At 67.5% G+C, this 17,299-nt stretch carries 14 protein-coding genes; 5 read left to right on the top strand and 9 right to left on the bottom strand.

Annotated features, from left to right (window positions below; all coding sequences use genetic code 11):
* Nucleotides 1-42: 42 nt before the first annotated feature.
* Nucleotides 43-1,644 (bottom strand): RNA repair transcriptional activator RtcR, encoded by a 1,602-nt coding sequence (gene rtcR / locus AC1PQG_RS23835; RefSeq protein WP_481120215.1) that lies wholly within the window; start codon nucleotides 1,642-1,644, stop codon nucleotides 43-45.
* Nucleotides 1,645-1,851: 207 nt separating this feature from the next.
* Between rtcR and AC1PQG_RS23830 the strand changes: the two genes are divergently transcribed.
* The 4 genes from AC1PQG_RS23830 to rtcA all read left to right on the top strand — a co-directional run bounded on the left by AC1PQG_RS23830 (nucleotide 1,852) and on the right by rtcA (nucleotide 7,079).
* Nucleotides 1,852-3,426: a vWA domain-containing protein gene (locus tag AC1PQG_RS23830; RefSeq protein ID WP_481120214.1), complete on the top strand. Its 1,575-nt coding sequence runs from the start codon at nucleotides 1,852-1,854 to the stop codon at nucleotides 3,424-3,426.
* A 441-nt stretch (nucleotides 3,427-3,867) separates the two neighbouring features.
* On the top strand, nucleotides 3,868-5,145 hold the full coding sequence (locus tag AC1PQG_RS23825; protein ID WP_481120213.1) for an RtcB family protein: 1,278 nt from the start codon (nucleotides 3,868-3,870) through the stop codon (nucleotides 5,143-5,145).
* 53 nt (nucleotides 5,146-5,198) lie between these two features.
* Nucleotides 5,199-6,014 (top strand): nucleotidyltransferase domain-containing protein, encoded by an 816-nt coding sequence (locus tag AC1PQG_RS23820; RefSeq protein WP_481120212.1) that lies wholly within the window; start codon nucleotides 5,199-5,201, stop codon nucleotides 6,012-6,014.
* Between the two features lie 27 nt (nucleotides 6,015-6,041).
* Entirely contained in the window at nucleotides 6,042-7,079 is a 1,038-nt protein-coding gene (gene rtcA / locus AC1PQG_RS23815) for an RNA 3'-terminal phosphate cyclase (RefSeq protein WP_481120211.1), read from the top strand.
* A gap of 44 nt (nucleotides 7,080-7,123) precedes the next feature.
* On the opposite strand, the gene AC1PQG_RS23810 is transcribed toward rtcA, so the two are convergent.
* The 6 genes from AC1PQG_RS23810 to AC1PQG_RS23785 form a co-directional block, all read right to left on the bottom strand.
* On the bottom strand, nucleotides 7,124-7,708 hold the full coding sequence (locus AC1PQG_RS23810) for a YdcF family protein (protein WP_481120210.1): 585 nt from the start codon (nucleotides 7,706-7,708) through the stop codon (nucleotides 7,124-7,126).
* A gap of 138 nt (nucleotides 7,709-7,846) precedes the next feature.
* On the bottom strand, nucleotides 7,847-8,503 hold the full coding sequence (locus tag AC1PQG_RS23805) for an anti-sigma factor family protein (RefSeq protein WP_481120209.1): 657 nt from the start codon (nucleotides 8,501-8,503) through the stop codon (nucleotides 7,847-7,849).
* Nucleotide 8,504: 1 nt separating this feature from the next.
* A complete protein-coding gene (locus AC1PQG_RS23800; protein WP_481120208.1) occupies nucleotides 8,505-9,041 on the bottom strand; it encodes a sigma-70 family RNA polymerase sigma factor in 537 nt (178 codons plus the stop codon).
* Nucleotides 9,042-9,047: 6 nt separating this feature from the next.
* The gene (locus tag AC1PQG_RS23795; protein ID WP_481120207.1) at nucleotides 9,048-9,422 is read right to left on the bottom strand and encodes a cupredoxin domain-containing protein; all 375 of its coding nucleotides are present in this window, start codon (nucleotides 9,420-9,422) and stop codon (nucleotides 9,048-9,050) included.
* A complete protein-coding gene (locus AC1PQG_RS23790) occupies nucleotides 9,419-10,318 on the bottom strand; it encodes a metallophosphoesterase family protein (protein WP_481120206.1) in 900 nt (299 codons plus the stop codon). Before AC1PQG_RS23790 ends, AC1PQG_RS23795 begins: the two co-directional genes overlap by 4 nt.
* 71 nt (nucleotides 10,319-10,389) lie before the next feature.
* Nucleotides 10,390-10,785, bottom strand: coding sequence for a c-type cytochrome (locus tag AC1PQG_RS23785; protein ID WP_481120205.1), 396 nt, complete (start codon nucleotides 10,783-10,785; stop codon nucleotides 10,390-10,392).
* 218 nt (nucleotides 10,786-11,003) lie between these two features.
* On the opposite strand from AC1PQG_RS23785, the gene AC1PQG_RS23780 reads away from it, so the two are divergent.
* Nucleotides 11,004-13,733: a M16 family metallopeptidase gene (locus AC1PQG_RS23780; protein ID WP_481120204.1), complete on the top strand. Its 2,730-nt coding sequence runs from the start codon at nucleotides 11,004-11,006 to the stop codon at nucleotides 13,731-13,733.
* Nucleotides 13,734-13,869: 136 nt separating this feature from the next.
* On the opposite strand, the gene gshA is transcribed toward AC1PQG_RS23780, so the two are convergent.
* Together gshA and AC1PQG_RS23770 are read right to left on the bottom strand one after the other, a co-directional pair.
* Nucleotides 13,870-15,456, bottom strand: a complete 1,587-nt coding sequence (gene gshA / locus AC1PQG_RS23775) for a glutamate--cysteine ligase (RefSeq protein ID WP_481120203.1) — start codon at nucleotides 15,454-15,456, stop codon at nucleotides 13,870-13,872.
* A 320-nt stretch (nucleotides 15,457-15,776) separates the two neighbouring features.
* Nucleotides 15,777-17,135: an MFS transporter gene (locus tag AC1PQG_RS23770; RefSeq protein ID WP_481120202.1), complete on the bottom strand. Its 1,359-nt coding sequence runs from the start codon at nucleotides 17,133-17,135 to the stop codon at nucleotides 15,777-15,779.
* Nucleotides 17,136-17,299 lie beyond the last annotated feature (164 nt).

The following is a 17,299-nucleotide window of genomic DNA, read 5'->3' as shown; positions in this document are numbered from 1 at the left end:
TGTATCGGTTGGGCAAGCCCGGTTTCGTTTCAGCCAAATTTTCTATCGCCGGTGTAGCGCATCCCACGTCAGCCCGAACTTGAGCAGGTACTTGCGGAGCCGGTCTGCGTCGTTGACCACGGCGCGCTGGCTGCGTGACTGGTCGAAGAGCCGGCGGCCGGCGTCGGAGAGGGTCTGCGATTGCTGGCAGATCCGGATGACGGCTTCGAGTTGCAGGCGGTCGAAGAGGTCCAGCTGGCTGGCAGCCTCGGCCGGCAGCAGGACGTCGAGATCGACGTCGGGCACCTGCGCTTGTGCTGCCGACTGCCATTGCCACTGGAGCCGCTGTATCTCGGCATCGACCAGTCCGGTTGAAATCCGCCCGCCATCCGCCAGTGTCGCCATGCGCGTCACGCTGGCCGAGAGGTCGCGGAAGTTGCCGCTCCAGGGGGCATCGGCTGATCGGGCAAACCGGAGGTAGCGGGCCTTGGCCTCGGTGTTGAAGCGAACGGCGCGGCCGGTTTCGGTGGCGGCCCGCACGAGCAGGTGGTCGATGTTGGGCTCGATGTCCTCGGGGCGCTGGGCCAGGCCCGGCAGCGTGTAGGTCCATAGGTTGATGCGTGCGAACAGGTCTTCGCGGAAGCGGCCCTGGGCCACGTCGATGCGCAGGTCCCGGTTGGTACCCGTGATCAGCTGGAAGTCGCTGTTGACCTCGCGGTCGCTGCCCACCGGCAGGAAGCGCTTCTCCTCCACGGCCTTTAGCAGCATGGCCTGTTCATCCAGCCCCAGTTCGCCGATTTCGTCGAGAAACAGCACGCCCTGGTGGGCCGTGCGCAGCAGGCCGGCGCGGTCGGCGGTCGCGCCGGTGAACGCCCCCTTCTTGTGGCCGAACAGTGTCGACGCCGCACCGTCGCCGCGCAGCGTGGCGCAGTTCACTTCAACGAAATCCCCCTGCACCTGGTGTCGTGACTTCTTGAGCTCGAACATGCGCCGCGCGAGGTGCGACTTGCCGGCTCCGGTGGGGCCGGTCAGCAGGATGGGCGCCTGGGAGCGCACTGCGACGCGTTCGATTTCTTCGATGAGCGCGTTGAAGCGCTTGTTGCGGGTGGGAATGCCGCTCTTCAGAAACGCCAGGGCTTCCGCATGCGCCTGGTTGAAGCGCTGGGCCAGCACGTCGTAGCGGGAGAGATCCAGATCGATCAGCGTATAGCTGCCCGGATTCCCGGGGCCCTGTTTCCTGGGTGGGGCGGTCTGCAGCAGTACGCCGGGAATGAAGCGCGACTCCACCATCAGGAACATGCAGATCTGCGCCACGTGCGTGCCGGTGGTGATGTGGGCCCAATACTGCTCATGGGCCGGGTCGAAGCGGTAGCTCCGCGCCCAGTCGTAGAGGGCCGCGTACATCTCGCCGAAGTCCCAAGGATCGGCAAGGTCCATGCGCACCAGGTTCACGACGGTGTCGGGCGATGCGTTGGCAATGTCGCGCACCAGGGTTTGGGCCAGCGCCTCGTACTTCGTCGCGTAGAACAACTCCATCCGGTCGATCAGCGTGTCTTCGTGCTGGACGAGGGAGATCGTCGGGCGCCACTTCTCCCACCGACCGGCCCCCTGGCCCGAGTCCAGCTGGGTACCCATGAATCCGATGACGACGTTTTTCCTGACCATATCTGTTCATATAAATAGCTAGTCAAAATTCTAGCGCATGCGTAGTTGTTTGGAATCATGAAAACCACATGGTCTTTGGCTTCATAGGATTTATTTCTTTGTAAATCAGCGTCTTGTTATTGATCTCTCCAGAGTTGAGAAGAACTGGCACACCCATTGCAAAGAAGGAAGCATGAACAACGGGTTGAATGCACAGAGGAGAATGCCATGGTCAACACGCAGCTTTTCCAGACACTCAAGGGTGCCATGTCGCCCTCTGCGGTGACGTGCAATGCGGAGCAGGCGCCGGCCTATGCCTTCAGTGCCCGCCATCAACTGGCGCAACTCGCGGCCACCGGCTGCCTGAGCCGTACCTTCTATGCCAACGCCGAAGACCAGCTCGACCGGGTGATGGCGCTGGTCCAGGAGCTGGACGTGTCCTTCGTCGCGAGAGCGGCGATCTATGGCCGTGAGTCGGGCCACATGAAGGACATGCCGGCCCTGCTGGCGGCCAGCCTGGCCGTGCGTGACGTCGCGCTGCTGAACCAGGTGTTCTCCCGGGTGGTGGACAACGGCAAGATGCTGCGCAACTTCGTGCAGATCCTGCGCAGCGGCGCCGTGGGGCGCAGGTCGCTGGGAACCCGTCCGAAGAAGCTGGTGCAGCACTGGTTGCTGACTGCCACCGAAAAGCAGCTGTTGAACGCCGCCGTCGGCAACACGCCGTCGCTGGCGGATGTGGTCAAGATGGTGCACCCCAAGCCGGCCGAAGCCTGGCGGGCGGCCTGGTTCGCATGGTTGATCGGCAAGCCGGTCGATGAAGCGCTGCTGCCGCCCATCACCCAGGCCTTCGAGCGCTTCAAGCGCGAAAGCGCCCAGGGCGTTGCCGCCGAGGTGCCCGACGTGCCGTTCCAGATGTTGACGGCGCTGGCGCTGAACCCGGCCCAATGGGCGCAGATCGCTCGCTCGGGCTCCTGGCAGATGGTGCGTCAGAACCTCAACACCTTTGCCCGGCACGGTGTGTTTGATCTCCCCGGCATGGCCGAGGTGGCCGCCGCCAAGTTGGGCGATGCGCATGCGGTGGCAAGGGCGCGGGTGATGCCGTACCAGCTGCTGGCGGCCTTCAAGGCTGCTGGAGAGGCGCTGCCCGCCGTGGTCCGTGAGGCGTTGCAGGATGCCATGGAGCTCGCGCTGGCCAACGTGCCTGGTTTGCAGGGGCGGGTGGTGGTGTGCCCGGACGTGTCGGGTTCGATGAGCTCGGCCGTGACTGGCCAGCGCGGTTCGGCAAGCTCGCGCGTCCGCTGCATCGATGTGGCCGCGCTGGTGGCGGCAGCCGTGCTCCGCAGGAATCCGTCGGCCCGGGTGCTGCCGTTCGAGCAGGATGTGGTGAAGCTGTCGCTGAACGCACGGGATTCGGTCATGACCAATGCGCAGGCCCTGGCCAGTATCGGGGGTGGTGGAACCAGCTGCAGTGCGCCGCTGGCGCTGCTGAACCGCGAGCGTGCGTCGGTGGATCTGGTGATCCTGGTCTCCGACAACGAGTCCTGGGTCGATGCCAGACGGCGTGGCACAACGCAGACCCTGCGCGAATGGGACGTGCTGAAGCGGCGCAACCCGGGCGCGCGCCTGGTGTGCATCGACGTCCAGCCGACGGCGACCACGCAGGCGGCCGAGCGGCAAGACATCCTGAATGTCGGCGGCTTCTCGGATGCGGTGTTCACCATGCTGGCCAACTTTGCCGCCGGCAAGATGGAGGCCGGGCATTGGGTCGGCGAGATCGAGAAGGTGTCGCTCGCTGCGCAATAGATGATTTGATTTGGGAGGTGTTCCAGGCGAATGCATGCAGGAGTACAGCCCCCTGGCCGCGCGGGTCGGCAGGCCCGCAACGGAGACTCCGTAGGCCGCTCTTGCAGCTCTTGTCGCCTGGAATACCAACCACTATGGATGCCGTCGTCGCATGACGAATGCCGACGCGCCGTTTGAGATGCCTTGTTGCGAATGCAGGTGGAACTACAGCCTCCAACGCTCGATGTCGTGGGTTCGAGTCCCACCGGTCCCGCATCAGGGGGGCCGTAGCTCAGTGGTAGAGCACGATGTTTCACCAACCCTTGTCGCAACTTGGCATCCCCTGTTTCGCGGTGAATGCAGATGGAATTACAGGTAGACGCACGCGGCTTCCACTGCGTGCCCGGCGAGCGATCGCCGGGCGTCCCGGGTTCAAATCCCGGTCCAGCAATGGATGGCGGAGTGAAGATTTCATCGACCCTTGTCACCGCTCCCTTCATGGAGAAGAAGAACATGTCAGACCAGAACTACAACGTGGAAGACGTCCCCGGCGGTGTGCCGGTGAAGATGTGGACCAAGGGCGTCCCCGTTGAGGACGAGGCCAGGCAACAACTGGCCAACGCAGCGCGCCTGCCCATCGTGTTCAAGCACATCGCGGCCATGCCCGACGTGCACCTGGGCATCGGCGCCACCGTCGGTTCGGTGATCCCGACGCTCAAGGCCATCATCCCGGCGGCGGTGGGCGTGGATATCGGCTGCGGCATGATGGCCGCCAAGACCACGCTGCGCGCCGAAGACCTGCCGGACAACCTGGGGCCGCTGCGTTCGGCCATCGAACAGGCGGTTCCGCACGGCTCCGTACCCCGGCATCGCGGCCGCGACTCCGGCAGCTGGGAGAACCCGCCGACGTTGGTGGATCAGGCCTGGGCCACGCTGGTCGACGAGTTCGACGCCCTGTGCGAACTGCACCCGCGCCTGAAGAACACGAACAACCACAAGCATCTGGGGACCCTGGGAACAGGCAACCACTTCATCGAGGTCTGTCTCGACGAAGCAGGCTTTGTCTGGTTCATGCTGCATTCGGGGTCGCGCGGCGTGGGTAACGCCATCGGCACGCACTTCATCGAACTGGCCAAAAAGGATGCCGAGCGCCATCAGCGCAACCTGCCCGACAAGGACCTGGCCTACTTCGAGGAAGGCGCCCAGTACTTCGATGACTACGTGCGTGGTGTGTCGTGGGCGCAGAAGTTCGCGATGCGCAACCGCGAGGTGATGATGGCCAACCTGATCGCCACGGTGCGCAAGGTCATCCACAAGCCTTTCGAGTCGCACGTGGAGGCGGTGAACTGCCACCACAACTACGTGCAGCAGGAGCGCCATTTCGGGCAGGACGTGTTCGTGACCCGCAAGGGCGCGGTGAGCGCCAAGCGCGGCGAGCTGGGCATCATCCCAGGCAGCATGGGCGCGCGCAGCTACATCGTGCGCGGCCTGGGCAACCCGGAGAGCTTCGAGAGCTGCAGCCACGGTGCCGGCCGCGTGATGAGCCGCACCAAGGCCAAGAAGATGTTCACCGTCGACGACCAGATCAAGGCGACCGCCGGCGTCGAGTGCCGCAAGGACGTCAATGTCATTGACGAAATCCCGATGGCCTACAAGGATATCGATGCTGTCATAGCGGCGCAGAAGGATCTGGTCGAAGTGGTGCACACCTTGAAGCAGGTGGTCTGTGTGAAGGGTTGAATGGGGGAGGGCGCTGTGCTCTCCCCCGCCCAGGAGAAAGTAGTGGGGAGAGCATGAAGGAAGAGACCGTTCTGAGCGCGCATCCTGTCTCGGACGAGATGCGTGCCACCGTGCTGGACGAGCTTGCGGCGCTGGAGCGCCGGCACCAGGTGAAGGTGCTGTTTGCCAGCGAATCAGGCAGCCGCGGCTGGGGCTTTGCATCGCCCGACAGCGATTACGACGTGCGCTTCGTGTATGTCAATCGGCTGCCCTGGTATCTGGCCGTCGAGCCCGGCCGCGACGTCATCGAACAGCCCATCAGCGGTGAGCTGGACATCTGCGGCTGGGATCTGCGCAAGGCGCTGCACTTGCTGCGGGAGTCCAATCCGACCCTGCTCGAATGGCTGCGCTCGCCCATCGTCTACCGGCAGGAGACACCCTGGGTGGGGCGCCTGCGGGGGCTGGCCGAAGAGGGCTTCTCGCCGGTACGGGGCTATCACCACTATGTGTCCATGGCCAGGAAGAACCTGCGGGAGCATCTGTACGGCGAGCGTGTCCGGTACAAGAAATACCTCTATGTCCTGCGCCCGCTGCTGGCCGCACGCTGGATACGCGAAGGGCATGGGGTTCCGCCGATGCGTTTCGCGGAGCTGGCGAGCCGGATGCTGACCGACCGTGCCCTGCTCGACGAAATCAACATGCTGCTCGAGGTCAAGATGCGTGCCGGAGAGTCCGCGACCAGCCCGCGCTGGGTCGGCATCCACGACTTCATCGAGCGCGAACTGGCCGTGGCCATGGCGCACAGGCCCGATAAAGGGCCGAAGGCGGACAGGGGCGGGCTCGACCGCTACCTGCATGACGCGGTACTGCACTTCGAGGCCCAGGCCTAGAACAACAAGAAGAGAAGAGGGAAGAACATGATCGAGATCGATGGCGCCGCTGGCGAAGGCGGCGGACAAATCCTGCGCACCGCGCTGGCCCTGTCCATGTGCACGGGCCAGCCTTTCACGCTGACCAGGATTCGCGCCGGCCGCGCAAAGCCCGGCCTGATGCGGCAACACCTGACGTGCGTGAACGCAGCGGCCGAGGTCTGCGCTGCTGAAGTCGATGGGGCCGAACTGAACGCCCAGTCGCTGCGCTTCACGCCCGGCCAGGTGCGCGCGGGCGACTACCACTTCAACGTCGGTACGGCGGGCAGCTGCACGCTGGTACTGCAGACCGTGTGGCCGGCCTTGCTGATGGCCGATGCCCCGAGCCGCTTGAAGCTGGGCGGCGGGACCCACAACCCGATGGCCCCGCCGTTCCATTTCCTGGCGCGCAGCTATGCGCCGCTGATGCGCAGGCTCGGCGCCAACGCCGAGCTGAACCTGCGTCGTCTGGGCTTCTATCCGGCTGGTGGTGGGGAGATCGAGGTGACCATCTGGCCCGCCGGGGACACGCTGCAGCCCTTCGACCTGGACGTCCGCGGGGCCAGGCTGGAAGGCTATGCCGAGTGCTTTGCGCCAGCGCTGCCACGCTCCGTCGCCCGGCGCGAACTCGAGCACCTGGGGGCTGCCCTCGGTTGGAGTGGCGATCAATTGCGCGAGGCGCCTACCCGTCAACACGAAGGGCCTGGCAACGCGCTGCTGGTGACCCTGGTGTATGAAAACGTCACCGAGGTCTTCACCGAGTTCGGTGAAAAGGGCGTCAGCGCCGAAAAGGTCGCGCACAACCTGATGCGGCAAGTGCGGGCGCATCAGTTGAGCGACGCCGCGTGCGGCCCGCAGCTGACCGACCAGTGGGTTCTGCCCCTGGCCCTCGCCGTGTGGAAGCGTCGCAGCGAGGCCTCCTACACCTGTACGGCCTTGACGCCTCACGCGAAGACCAACTTCGAAGTGATCGAGCGCTTTCTGCCGGTGAAGTTCTCAAGCGTGCCGTCCGGAAACGGCTGGCGGGTCACCGCACAGTTTGCTTAGAGGGCCGATGCGGGATGCGCGAAAACGCACCCGCAAGACTGCCATCATCGTACTTCCCTGAGGGTGGGTTGCGTCGGTGTTGCCAACCAATACTTCGGCAGCGCGACCAGTTCCCGCGCCGTCGAGTAGATATCTCGCGCTTCGAAGAAGCGGGCGTGAGCGGTATGTATCACCTCAACGCCTGCGCGTCGCAACGCGTGACGGCTGCGCGTGATGTGGAAATACTGGGTGACGACCAGGGCGCTTCTGAAGCCGTGCGCCTTCATGATGGCGGCGCTGTTGCGCGCCGTGGCTTCCGTGGTGTCGCCATGCTCGTCCATGAGGATCGCTACACGGGGCACGGCTTGCTGGCCCGCCAGGTAGTCGGCCATGACCCGGGCCTCGCTGAAGCCTTCGACACCCGTTCCACCGCTCACGATGATGCGCGTGAACATGCCTTGCCGGTACAACTCGGCGGCCCTGTCGAGACGGGCCCGCAAGCGGTCTGACGGCGTGCCGTCCGGTATGACCTTCGAGCCGAGGACTACACCGACATCGCTGATCCGGACATCGTCGCGCAGGCCATCGAGGACGATGCCTGCGACACCGATCAGCAACAGGGCGATTGCGAGGACAAGGGCGCGTTTCATTGAGAAAAATGACAAAAGAGCTGAGCGTATCGCTTGTTCCAGTGCCGCGATGCAGTGTTTCAAAAAACCATTCTGGATTCTCGCCAAGGTGAGAACGGCTTCTCACTCGGATGAGGCCTTGCAGGCGCGGTAGCGCGCCTAGGGGATCAGCCGGGCCAGCGTCTGGAGTTCTTCGCCGTTGAGGTCGGACACGGCCCAGAACTGCATGCCGGCGTTGCGCCAGTGGGCGAGCTGGTAGCCCTGATGGCTGTGCAGGGTCGGCGCGGTCTGGCCGTCGGCGGGCCAGACGAAGAGGTTGATGAGGTGGCCGTGGCGGCGGTAGATCAGGGCCGCGACGGGGCGGCCGGCCACGTAGTCGAGGCGGCCGCCGATCAGCGGGTAGCCGTCGTTGGCGAGGTCCTTGACCGGCGGCGAGTAGTCCAGCTTGCCCTGGAACCAGGGTTTGACGGTGTGCTGGTCGGATGAGGCGACATCGGTGAGGTGGGCGACCATAAGGGCGCGCACGTGGCTGCTGGCCAGTTCCTGCTCCAGCGCGCGGTTGCCGTCCGCCGGCGGCAGCAGCTGCAAGGCGAGCATGCTGGCCAGCACGCCGCAGGCGAAACCGGCGGCGGCAAGGCCCCAGGCGGGCCAGCGCCAGCGGCGGTCGACTGGCGGCGTGGCCTGGCGCCGCTGGCCGGCTGCTTCCAGGGCGATCTCGGTGCGTACGGCGGATTGCAGCGCGTCGCCGGCCCGGTGGCGGGTGGCGTGTTCCCGCAGCAGGCGGCCCACGGCCCGGTCGGCGTCTTCTTCGTTCATGTCATTCCGTTCCAAGCAAATCCGCCAGCGCCGTGCGCAGGGCCGCGCGGGCGCGGGACAGGCGGGACATCACCGTGCCGATGGGGATGGCGGCGATCTGGGCGATCTCCGCGTAGGAGAGGTCTTCCAGCTCCCGCAGCACGATCACTTCCCGGTAGGGCGGTTCCAGTGCGCGGATCGCCGCGTCCACCATCTGGCGGCGGTCGGCGTGCCACAGCTCGGTCTCGGGCGTGGCACCGCGGCTGTCCGGCGGCACCGGCACTGCCGCCAGCAGCGCGTCGTCCGCGCCGTGGGCCACCCAGCGGGCGCTCATGCGCTCCTCTTCCAGCCAGGCGTAGCAGTTGTTGCGCACGATGCCCAGCAGCCAGGGCTTGGCGGCGTCGCCGCGCAGGGCGTCGAAGTAGCGGTAGGCCCGCAGGCAGGCGTCCTGCACCATGTCGTCGGCCACGTGCTCGTCCCGTACCAGCCAGCGGGCCAGGTTGTAGGCCGCGTCCAGGTGGGGCAGGACCAGCGCTTCGAAATCCCGCGTGTGCGCCATGGTCCGTCAGGCTTCCACGATCAGCATGCCGTTCATCTCCTCGTGGCCTTCGCCGCAGAAATTGTCACACAGAAAGGTCCAGCGCCCGACGGGCAGATCGGCCACGCGGATGCGCGTCACCCGGCCCGGCGGCAGGTCGCTGCGCAGGCCCAGCTCGGGCATGCTGAAGCCGTGCACGAAATCGACGGAGCGGATAGCCAGGGTCAGGGTCTCGCCGGCGCGGGCGTGGATCTCGTTGGGCGTGTAGCGGAAGCGCCGCGCTTCCAGCTCGATGACCCGGCCTTCGCCCTCTGCGGCCCGCACGTGGCCGACGCCCAGTTCCAGCAGCGGCAGCGCCACGGCCACGCCCCCCAGGCAGCGCAGGACGTCGCGCCGCTTCATGTCGCCACCACCGGGAATTCCTGGATCGCCAGGCGGGCCGTGCGGGGCTCGGCGTCCACCTCGCGGAAGCCCAGGCCCTGGTAGGGCACTGCCGGGTTCCACGGCAGCGGTGTGCGCTTTTCCTGGGAGCCGGGAGCGGGCAGCGGGAACATCAGGGACTTGGCCGAGTGGTGGGCGATGTGGCCGGTCAGGTGGTGGTGTTCCTGGTGGATGTGGCCGTAGAACACGGTCAGGTTGCGGTAGGGCATCAGCGCGGCGATCACCTGGGCGCCGTCGCGCGTGGCCCAGTCCCACTTGGGCACGAGGTCGAAGAGGGGGCGGTGGGTGAACAGCACGATGGGGGCGTCCTTGTCCTGCCGCTCCAGGTCCGCCTTCAGCCACTCCAGCTGTTCGGTGCCGACGCGGGCGCCGGGGTCCGACACGTTGTCGAGGACGATGAAGTGGATGCCCTTGTGGTCGAAGGTGTAGTGGGTGGCGCCGAAGTATTCCTGGAAGGCGGCGCCCCGGTCGAAGGAGGCATCGTGCTCGCCGGGCATGAAATGCACCGTCGGCACCTTCAGCGCGGCCGCCACGCCCTTGAACTCGGCCATGCGCCGCCGCCGCTCCTCCGGGTCGTCGGTGGTGTGGGTCAGGTCGCCGGTGAAGACGATGAAATCCGGCTGCCGGGGCAGGGCGTTCACCGCCGCAATGGCCTTCGGCAGCGTGCCGGTGGGGTCGGGGTTCTCGGGGCCGCGGAAGCCCCAGTGCACGTCCGACAGCTGGACGAAATAGAAGTCCGCGGCGTCCGCGCTCTTCGCGGCGCCCAGGCTGGAACAGCCGGCCAGCGCGGACGCGAACACCGCGCCGCCGCCGAGCCCGCACAATTCCAGAAATCGCCTGCGATCCATGGTGTTCATGTTGGTCCTCTCCGTGGGTCGGGATGCCCGGAAAGGGCGTCCCTACAGTGCATACCGTGCCGGGCCGCCGTTTATTCCCGCGTGCCCTGGCTTTTGAGGAATTCGATGAGGTCGGCCCGGTCGCGGGCGTCCTCGATGCTCACGTTCATCCGCTGGCCGGGCAGGAAGCGCTCCGGATCGGTGAGCCAGCGGTCCAGGTTCTCTTCGGTCCACATGCCCTGGGCGGTGCGCAGCGCCGGGGAATAGTCGAAGCCCGGCGCCCGCCCGATGGCGCGCCCCACCACGCCGGCGTGGGCCGGCCCCTGGCCGTTGTAACGGATCGAATGGCAGGCCGAGCAGCGCTCCTTGTACAGCGCCTGGCCCCGCTCGGCGTCGCCAGCGGCCAGGGCCGCGCCCAGCCCCAGCAGGCCCAGCCCGGCGAGGGCCACGCGCAGGACGACCGGGAATTGCAGAATGCCGCGTCCCATGGGGTGCTCCTTTCTCGAACGGGATCTCCTGCATTGCAATACCGGGTGAGGGCCGGATTTATTCCCGGCTCCAGTGGCGGGCTTGTCTTCAGGGAGCACGTTCGCTCTAAAGATCGCAGAAATTCGCATAAGCACTGCCCTCTCCGCGCAAGGTTCGCCCCAGCCCTGCGCGTTATCATCAGCGCCCCTGCATCGCGCCCACCGGGCCCCGCGCCATCATGTCCCTGATCCCCCGTCGCCTGCCCCTGGCCGTCTTCCTTGCCGTACAGATGCTGATGCCCGCCGCGGAGGCCGCGGGGAAAACCGAGGCGGCCTTGCCGAAGGTGGAGGTCGAGGCGGGCGGGTTTGCGTCGTACCGGCTGGCCAATGGCTTCAAGATCATTCTGGCGCCGTTTCCGTCAGCAGCGAGCGTGCGGGTCGAGTTGCTGGTGAAGACCGGCAGCAAGCAGGAGGGCTATGGCGAGACGGGCATGGCGCACCTGCTGGAGCACATGCTGTTCAAGAGCGCCGGCCCGCGCGCCGACCTGAAGCGCGACCTGACCGCGCTGGGGGCGACGTGGAACGGCACGACGTCCACCGACCGCACCAACTATTTCGAGGTGGTGGCCGCCGAGCCGGAGAAGGTGGACGAGGTGCTGCGCCTGGAGGCGGACCGCTTCATCCGCGCCAGCTTCACCAAGGCCCACCTGGCCAGCGAGATGACGGTGGTGCGCAACGAGCTGGAGCGCAACGACACCGATCCGGGCAGCGTGGTGATGCGCGCGCTGCAGCGCCAGTCCTATTTCTGGCACGGCTACGGGCGGCCGACCATCGGCGCGCGCAGCGACATCGAGGACGCGCCCTTCGAGGCGCTGCAGGCCTTCCACCGCAAGCATTACCGCCCGGACAACGCGGCGCTGATCGTCACCGGCAACTTCGACACGCAGCGCGTGCTGGCGCTGGCCAGCCGCCTGTTCGCAGAGGCGCGCAACCCGGCCGAGCCGAAGCCCGCCACGTGGACGCGCGAGGAGCCGCGCGCCGTCATCAACCGCAGCGAGCTGTTCCTGCCCGCCGGCACTACCATCGCCGCCAGTGGCTGGAAGCTGCCGGGCATGCGCGACCGCAGCCTGTATGCCTTCGATCTGGGCGTCAGCGCCATCTGCGCGCAGGACTGGGGCAGCCTGCGCAAGGACCTGGTGCTGGAGCGCAAGCTGGCGGTGTCGGCCCAGTGCCGCACCCAGATCCAGCCCGACTACAGCCTGCTGGTCGGCAGCGCCTCGGCGGGCAAGGACGCCGACGCCGAAGCCCTTGGCCGCGCGCTGCGCGAGCACCTGGAGACGGCGGCGCGCCAGGGCATCAGCCAGGAACAGCTGGAGCGCGCCCGCCAGGCCGAGCTGAACGGCTATGAGCGCCTCGCCAGCAACCACGAGAGCGTGGCCAGTCTGCTGTCCCGCGCCGAGGTGGCCGGCGACTGGCGCCTGTTCTTCTGGCAGCGGGACAGGGCCCGCGACGTGACGCTGGACGAGGTGAACGCGGCGCTGCGCAAGTGGGTGGTGCCGACCAACCGGGCCGACGTGCTGCTGCGCCACGGTGACCAGCCGGAAGTGCCGGCATGGACCGCCGCGCCGGCGGCGCAGGAACTGGTTGCCGGCGGCAACTGGCCGGCGCTGGCCCAGGCCAGCGACCCGATCCCCGCCAGCGCGGCGGAACTCGCCAAGGCCAGCGTGCCGGTGCCGCTGCCCAGCGAGACGGCCAAGGCCGTGCTGATCCCGCGCAAGACCCAGGGTGGGCTGGCGTGGATCAGCCTCAACAACGACTACGGCAACACCCAGGCCTTCACCGGCCGCCGCGTGGCCTGCAACTTCGGCAGCAGCCTGCTGGCCTACGGCGGCGCCGGCCTGAACCGCGACCAGATCGATGCCAGGCTCGAAGCCCTGCAGGCCCAGTGGTCCCTCAGCCTTGGCGATATCACCCTGGAAGTGCCACGCAAGAACGCCGAGGCGGCCCTCGACATTCTGCTGGCGGTGTGGGCCAAGCCGAGCCTGCCGCAGAACGAGTTCGAGCGCATGAAGGCAGCCTCCATCGCCCGCCTGGAGGCTGCGCTGAAGGACCCGGCCTCCGTGGCGTCCAGCCAGGCCGCGCTGCGCTTCGACAACTACCCGGACGAGCACCCCAACCAGCCCTGGTCGCTGGAGCGCCAGCTGGCCGCGGTGCGGGCCGCCACCTACGAGCAGGCCCGCCAGTGCGTCGCCGACCTGCACGGCATCGGCCGGCTGCGCCTGGCGGCGGTGGGCGACTTCACGCCGGCCGACGTGCAGGGCGTGTGGGACAAGGTCGCCAGGCTGCCGAAATCCCCGATGCCCTACGAACGCATCCGCGAAGAGGCGGCGCCGTCCGCCGTCGATACGGCGCCCATCGTGGTGAGCATGCCGGCCAAGCCGAACGCGTCGGTGGTCGGCCAGGCCCTGCTGCCGATCACCGACGATTCGCCGGATTTCCCGGCCCTGCGCATTGCCGCCAAGGTGCTCGGTGGCGATGCGGACAGCCGCATCTGGCAGCGCCTGCGGGAGAAGGAAGGCCTGGCCTACGGGGCTGGCGTCAGCCTCGCCGGGCGCAGCTTCGATCCGCGCAGCAGCTTCCGGCTGCAGGCCTCGGCGGCCAGCCCGCAGGCGGAGGCCGCGCTGGCCAGCCTGAAGGCCGAGCTGGCGCGCGCGCTGCAGGACGGCTTCAGCGAGCAGGAAGTGGAACGCGCCAAGCGCACCTGGCTGGAGGAGCGCAAGACCGGCCTGCGCAGCGAGAAGGGCTTTGTCGGCGTGCTCTCCGCCGGCCTGGAAAACGGCCACGACTACGCGTGGATCGCCCAGTACGACGCGCAGATTTCCCGCCTCAGCGCCGCCGACGTGACCGCGGTGTTCCGCAAGTATCTGCAGGGCGCGCCGCTGGTGTGGTCGGTCGGCCGCGGCGAGTAAGCGTGCCGTAGCCGGTTTGTCGAGCCGGCGGCCGGGGCCGCGGCTCGTTCTGAGCGCCCCCAGCGCCGGGCTGAGCCCGGCCCGCCCTCCGCAGGGGCAAGGAAACCTGGGGCGGCCCGGCGTTTCCTGAGGGGCTTTAAGCGGCGGGCTCGGCGTGGATGGCGCCCAGATAGTGCGCCATGTAGTCCTCGAAGCTGCCTTGCTGCTCCGCTTCCAGCCTGGTCTGGGCGGCCAGGGAGTCGCGGGCGGCCTGTTCGAAGCGGGCCTCCGTGGCGGCGTCCAGCGGGTGCTGGCGGAACCACTCGGCGTGGCGCTCGGCCTGGCGGCGGCCGAAGGCGAACAGGCTGATCCTGTCGTCCTGCAGGCTCTTCAGCACCTGGGCGGACGGCGTCAGCGACACGTCTTCCAGCTTGGCCCGCTGGGCGTCCAGCGCGCGGCGGTGCTGGTCGTGGCCGAAGGCGGCATCGAGCCGATCGGCACAGGTGCCGATGCGCTCGAGCAGTTCCAATCCCCACGCCTGCAGGCCGATGGGCTTGCCGTGGCGCTTCAGCTGAAGGCCCGGCTTGCGGCCTTCATTGACGCTGCGCGCGAAGTTGCCGGTGCATTCGCCGCATTCGCCGGAGATCAGGCCGGGGCCGTCCTCCAGCGCGCAGAACAGCAGGAAGGCGTCGAGGAAGCGCGTCTCGCTGAGGTCGATGCCCAGCGGCAGGAAGGGGTTGAGGTCCAGGCAGCGCACTTCCACGTACTGCACACCGCGGGCGCCCAGCGCCTGCAACGGCCGCTCGCCGCTGTTGATCACGCGCTTGGGGCGGATCGTCGAGTAGTACTCGTTCTCGATCTGCAGCACGTTGGTGTTGAGCTGCACCCACTCGCCGTCCCGCTGTGTGCCGACTGCGGCGTAGGGGGCGTAAGGCGTGGTCACGGCGCGGCGCAGGCTGTCCAGGTAGCTGTCCAGGCTGTCGTAGCAGGGCGTCAGGCTGGCCTGGGCCTCGCTCTGGTAGCCCAGGTCGCTCATGCGCAGGCTGGTCGCCCACGGCAGGTACAGGGTTTCGGCGTCCAGCGTGTCGAGGCGGTGCGGCTGGCCGCGGAAGAAGCTGGCACCCACCGCCGGCGAGGCGCCGAACAGGTAGGGCAGCAGCCAGCTGTAGCGGCGGAAGTTGCGGATCAGCGCGATGTAACAGGCCGATTGCCAGTCCTGTGCCGGGCGCGTGTCGCCTTCCTCCTGCTGCAGCAGCGGCCACAGGGCTTCGGGCAGCGAGAAGTTGTAGTGGATGCCGGCGATGCACTGCATCGTCTTGCCGTAGCGCACCGCCAGGCCCTTGCGATAGACGTGCTTGAGGCGGCCGACGTGGCTGCTGCCGTAGTCGGCGATCGGGATGGTGGCTTCGTCCGGCAGCCGGCACGGCATCGAGTTGGGCCACAACCGCTCGTCGCCGAGGTGGGCCTGCACGAAGCGGTGGATCGCGTCCAGCTCGTCCAGCGTGTCGGCGGCGTCCTCGTGGGCGTCGGTGATGAACTCCAGCAGCGCCTCGGAGTAGTCGGTGGTGATCTGGGTGTGGGTCAGCGCCGAGCCGAGGGCCAGCGGGTGGGGCGTCAGGGCCAGGTCGCCGGCGGGATCGACGCGCAGGCTCTCCCGCTCCACGCCGTGTCGGCAGTGACGCAGCAGGGCGTGCCGGTCGGCACGGTCGAAGAGGGCCAGGCGGCGCAGCAGGGGATCGCTCAAAAGTCGGATTCCTAGGGGCTGATTCAATCGGGGCGGATGGGGCTGCCGGTCAGTTGCAAGCCGGGGCGTGACGGATCACGAGACGTGCGTTCGACGCGGCCTCATCCTCCAGTATCGGGCGGCATTATGAAGGAAGCCGGTGTATGCACGCTTATTGTGCGCGCTCCAACCGGGTCTGAGGACTGGGGATTACCGCATTGGGATGCCCTGGCTCCGTGTTGGTTCCGGGGTGGGGGGTGTGCCGACGAAAAAAAAGCCTCCGCGCCGGAAACGGCGCGGAGGCTGAGAAGGAGCGGATGCCGGGGCATCCGCGTCAGGGATCAGGCCTGGGCGGGCTGCAAGGCGGCTTCCGCCTCGATCTGCGAACTGGCGCGGGTGTCGCGCATGAACCAGCACACCAGCAGCGTACAGCCGATCACCGCGGTGGCGTACCAGTAGAAGCCGCTCTCCAGGCCGGACTGCTTGAACCACAGGGCGATGTATTCCGAGGTGCCGCCGAACACCGACACCGCGAAGGCGTAGGGCACGCCGACGCCGGTGGCGCGGATCGACGCCGGGAACATCTCGGCCTTCACCAGCGCGTTGATGGAGGTGTAGCCGGACACGATGAGCCAGGCGCAGGCGATCAGGCCGAAGGCTTCCCACGGGCCGCTGGCGTGGCGGATGGCGGTCAGCAGCGGCACGGTGAACAGCGTGCCGAGCAGCGCGAAGCCGACCAGCAGCGGCCGCCGGCCGATACGGTCGGACAACGCGCCGTAGAGCGGTTGCAGGCACATCGCGAAGATCAGCGAGGCGGCCGACACGGCGGTGGTCTGCGCGTCGGTGAGGCCCACCGACAGGCGCAGGAACTTCTGCATGTAGGTCGTATAGACGTAGAAGGCCAGCGTGCCGCCCATCGTCAGGCCGACCACCAGCAGCACTTCGCGGGGGTGCTGGGCGAGCTGCTTGAGGCCGCCCATCGGCGAGGCCTTCTTGCGGGCGTTTTCGAAGGACTGGGTCTCCGGCAGGTCGTGGCGCATGCGCAGGGCCAGCAGCGCCAGGCCGGCGCCGACCACGAAGGGAATGCGCCAGCCCCAGGCGCGCAGCTGCTCGGCGTCGAGCAGGAAGTTCTGCAGCACGAGGAGCAGCAACAGGGCCAGCAGCTGGCCGCCGATCAGCGTCACGTACTGGAAGCTGGCGTAGAAGCCGCGGTGGCGCGAGTCGGCCATTTCCGACAGGTAGGTGGCGCTGGCGCCGTATTCGCCGCCGAGGCTGAGGCCCTGCAGCAGGCGGGCGAGCAGCAGCAGGATCGGCGACAGGATGCCGGCGGTGGCGTAGGTGGGGGCACAGGCGATCAGCAGGGAGCCGAAGCACATCAGCAGCACCGACAGCATCAGCGCCACCTTGCGGCCGTGGCGGTCGCCGATGTGGCCGAACAGCACGCCGCCGAGGGGGCGGATGAAGAAGCCCAGCGCGAAGATGCCGGCGGTGGACATCATCTGAGCGGTGGGGTCCTGGGCCGGGAAGAAGGAATTGGCGAAATAGAGGGCGAAGGCCGCGTAGCAATAGAAGTCGAACCACTCGACCAGGTTGCCCGCCGAGCCAACGATGATCGCGCGCAGGCGTTGCCCGCTGATGCGCTCGCCGCGGGCCGTCGCCTGTGGGTGCTCCAGGGCCAGATCTGCCGTACCAGTGCTCATGTCTTGTCTCCTGTGGAACCGCGTCTGCCCCCGGATGGAGGTTCGCGTTATGGGACGAGTATCCGCAGGCGGCAGGGCCGGCACATCCGCAGCATTCGCCCCTGGCCCCTCCGTAAAACTACGCAGAGCGCGTCTGCCTGCCCCGTGGCGGACGGCGGACGCGC

Source organism: Zoogloea sp. GDB6 (assembly GCF_056724105.1).
Note: the sequence above shows the minus strand (reverse complement) of the source record. Positions and strands in the feature narration are given on the sequence as shown.

Coding starts and splice junctions, on each gene's coding strand:
- rtcR (WP_481120215.1), bottom strand. CDS start 1,644: ATGGTCAGGAAAAACGTCGTCATCGGATTCATGGGTACCCAGCTGGAC.
- AC1PQG_RS23830 (WP_481120214.1), top strand. CDS start 1,852: ATGGTCAACACGCAGCTTTTCCAGACACTCAAGGGTGCCATGTCGCCC.
- AC1PQG_RS23820 (WP_481120212.1), top strand. CDS start 5,199: ATGAAGGAAGAGACCGTTCTGAGCGCGCATCCTGTCTCGGACGAGATG.
- rtcA (WP_481120211.1), top strand. CDS start 6,042: ATGATCGAGATCGATGGCGCCGCTGGCGAAGGCGGCGGACAAATCCTG.
- AC1PQG_RS23810 (WP_481120210.1), bottom strand. CDS start 7,708: ATGAAACGCGCCCTTGTCCTCGCAATCGCCCTGTTGCTGATCGGTGTC.
- AC1PQG_RS23805 (WP_481120209.1), bottom strand. CDS start 8,503: ATGAACGAAGAAGACGCCGACCGGGCCGTGGGCCGCCTGCTGCGGGAA.
- AC1PQG_RS23800 (WP_481120208.1), bottom strand. CDS start 9,041: ATGGCGCACACGCGGGATTTCGAAGCGCTGGTCCTGCCCCACCTGGAC.
- AC1PQG_RS23795 (WP_481120207.1), bottom strand. CDS start 9,422: ATGAAGCGGCGCGACGTCCTGCGCTGCCTGGGGGGCGTGGCCGTGGCG.
- AC1PQG_RS23790 (WP_481120206.1), bottom strand. CDS start 10,318: ATGAACACCATGGATCGCAGGCGATTTCTGGAATTGTGCGGGCTCGGC.
- AC1PQG_RS23785 (WP_481120205.1), bottom strand. CDS start 10,785: ATGGGACGCGGCATTCTGCAATTCCCGGTCGTCCTGCGCGTGGCCCTC.
- AC1PQG_RS23780 (WP_481120204.1), top strand. CDS start 11,004: ATGTCCCTGATCCCCCGTCGCCTGCCCCTGGCCGTCTTCCTTGCCGTA.
- AC1PQG_RS23770 (WP_481120202.1), bottom strand. CDS start 17,135: ATGAGCACTGGTACGGCAGATCTGGCCCTGGAGCACCCACAGGCGACG.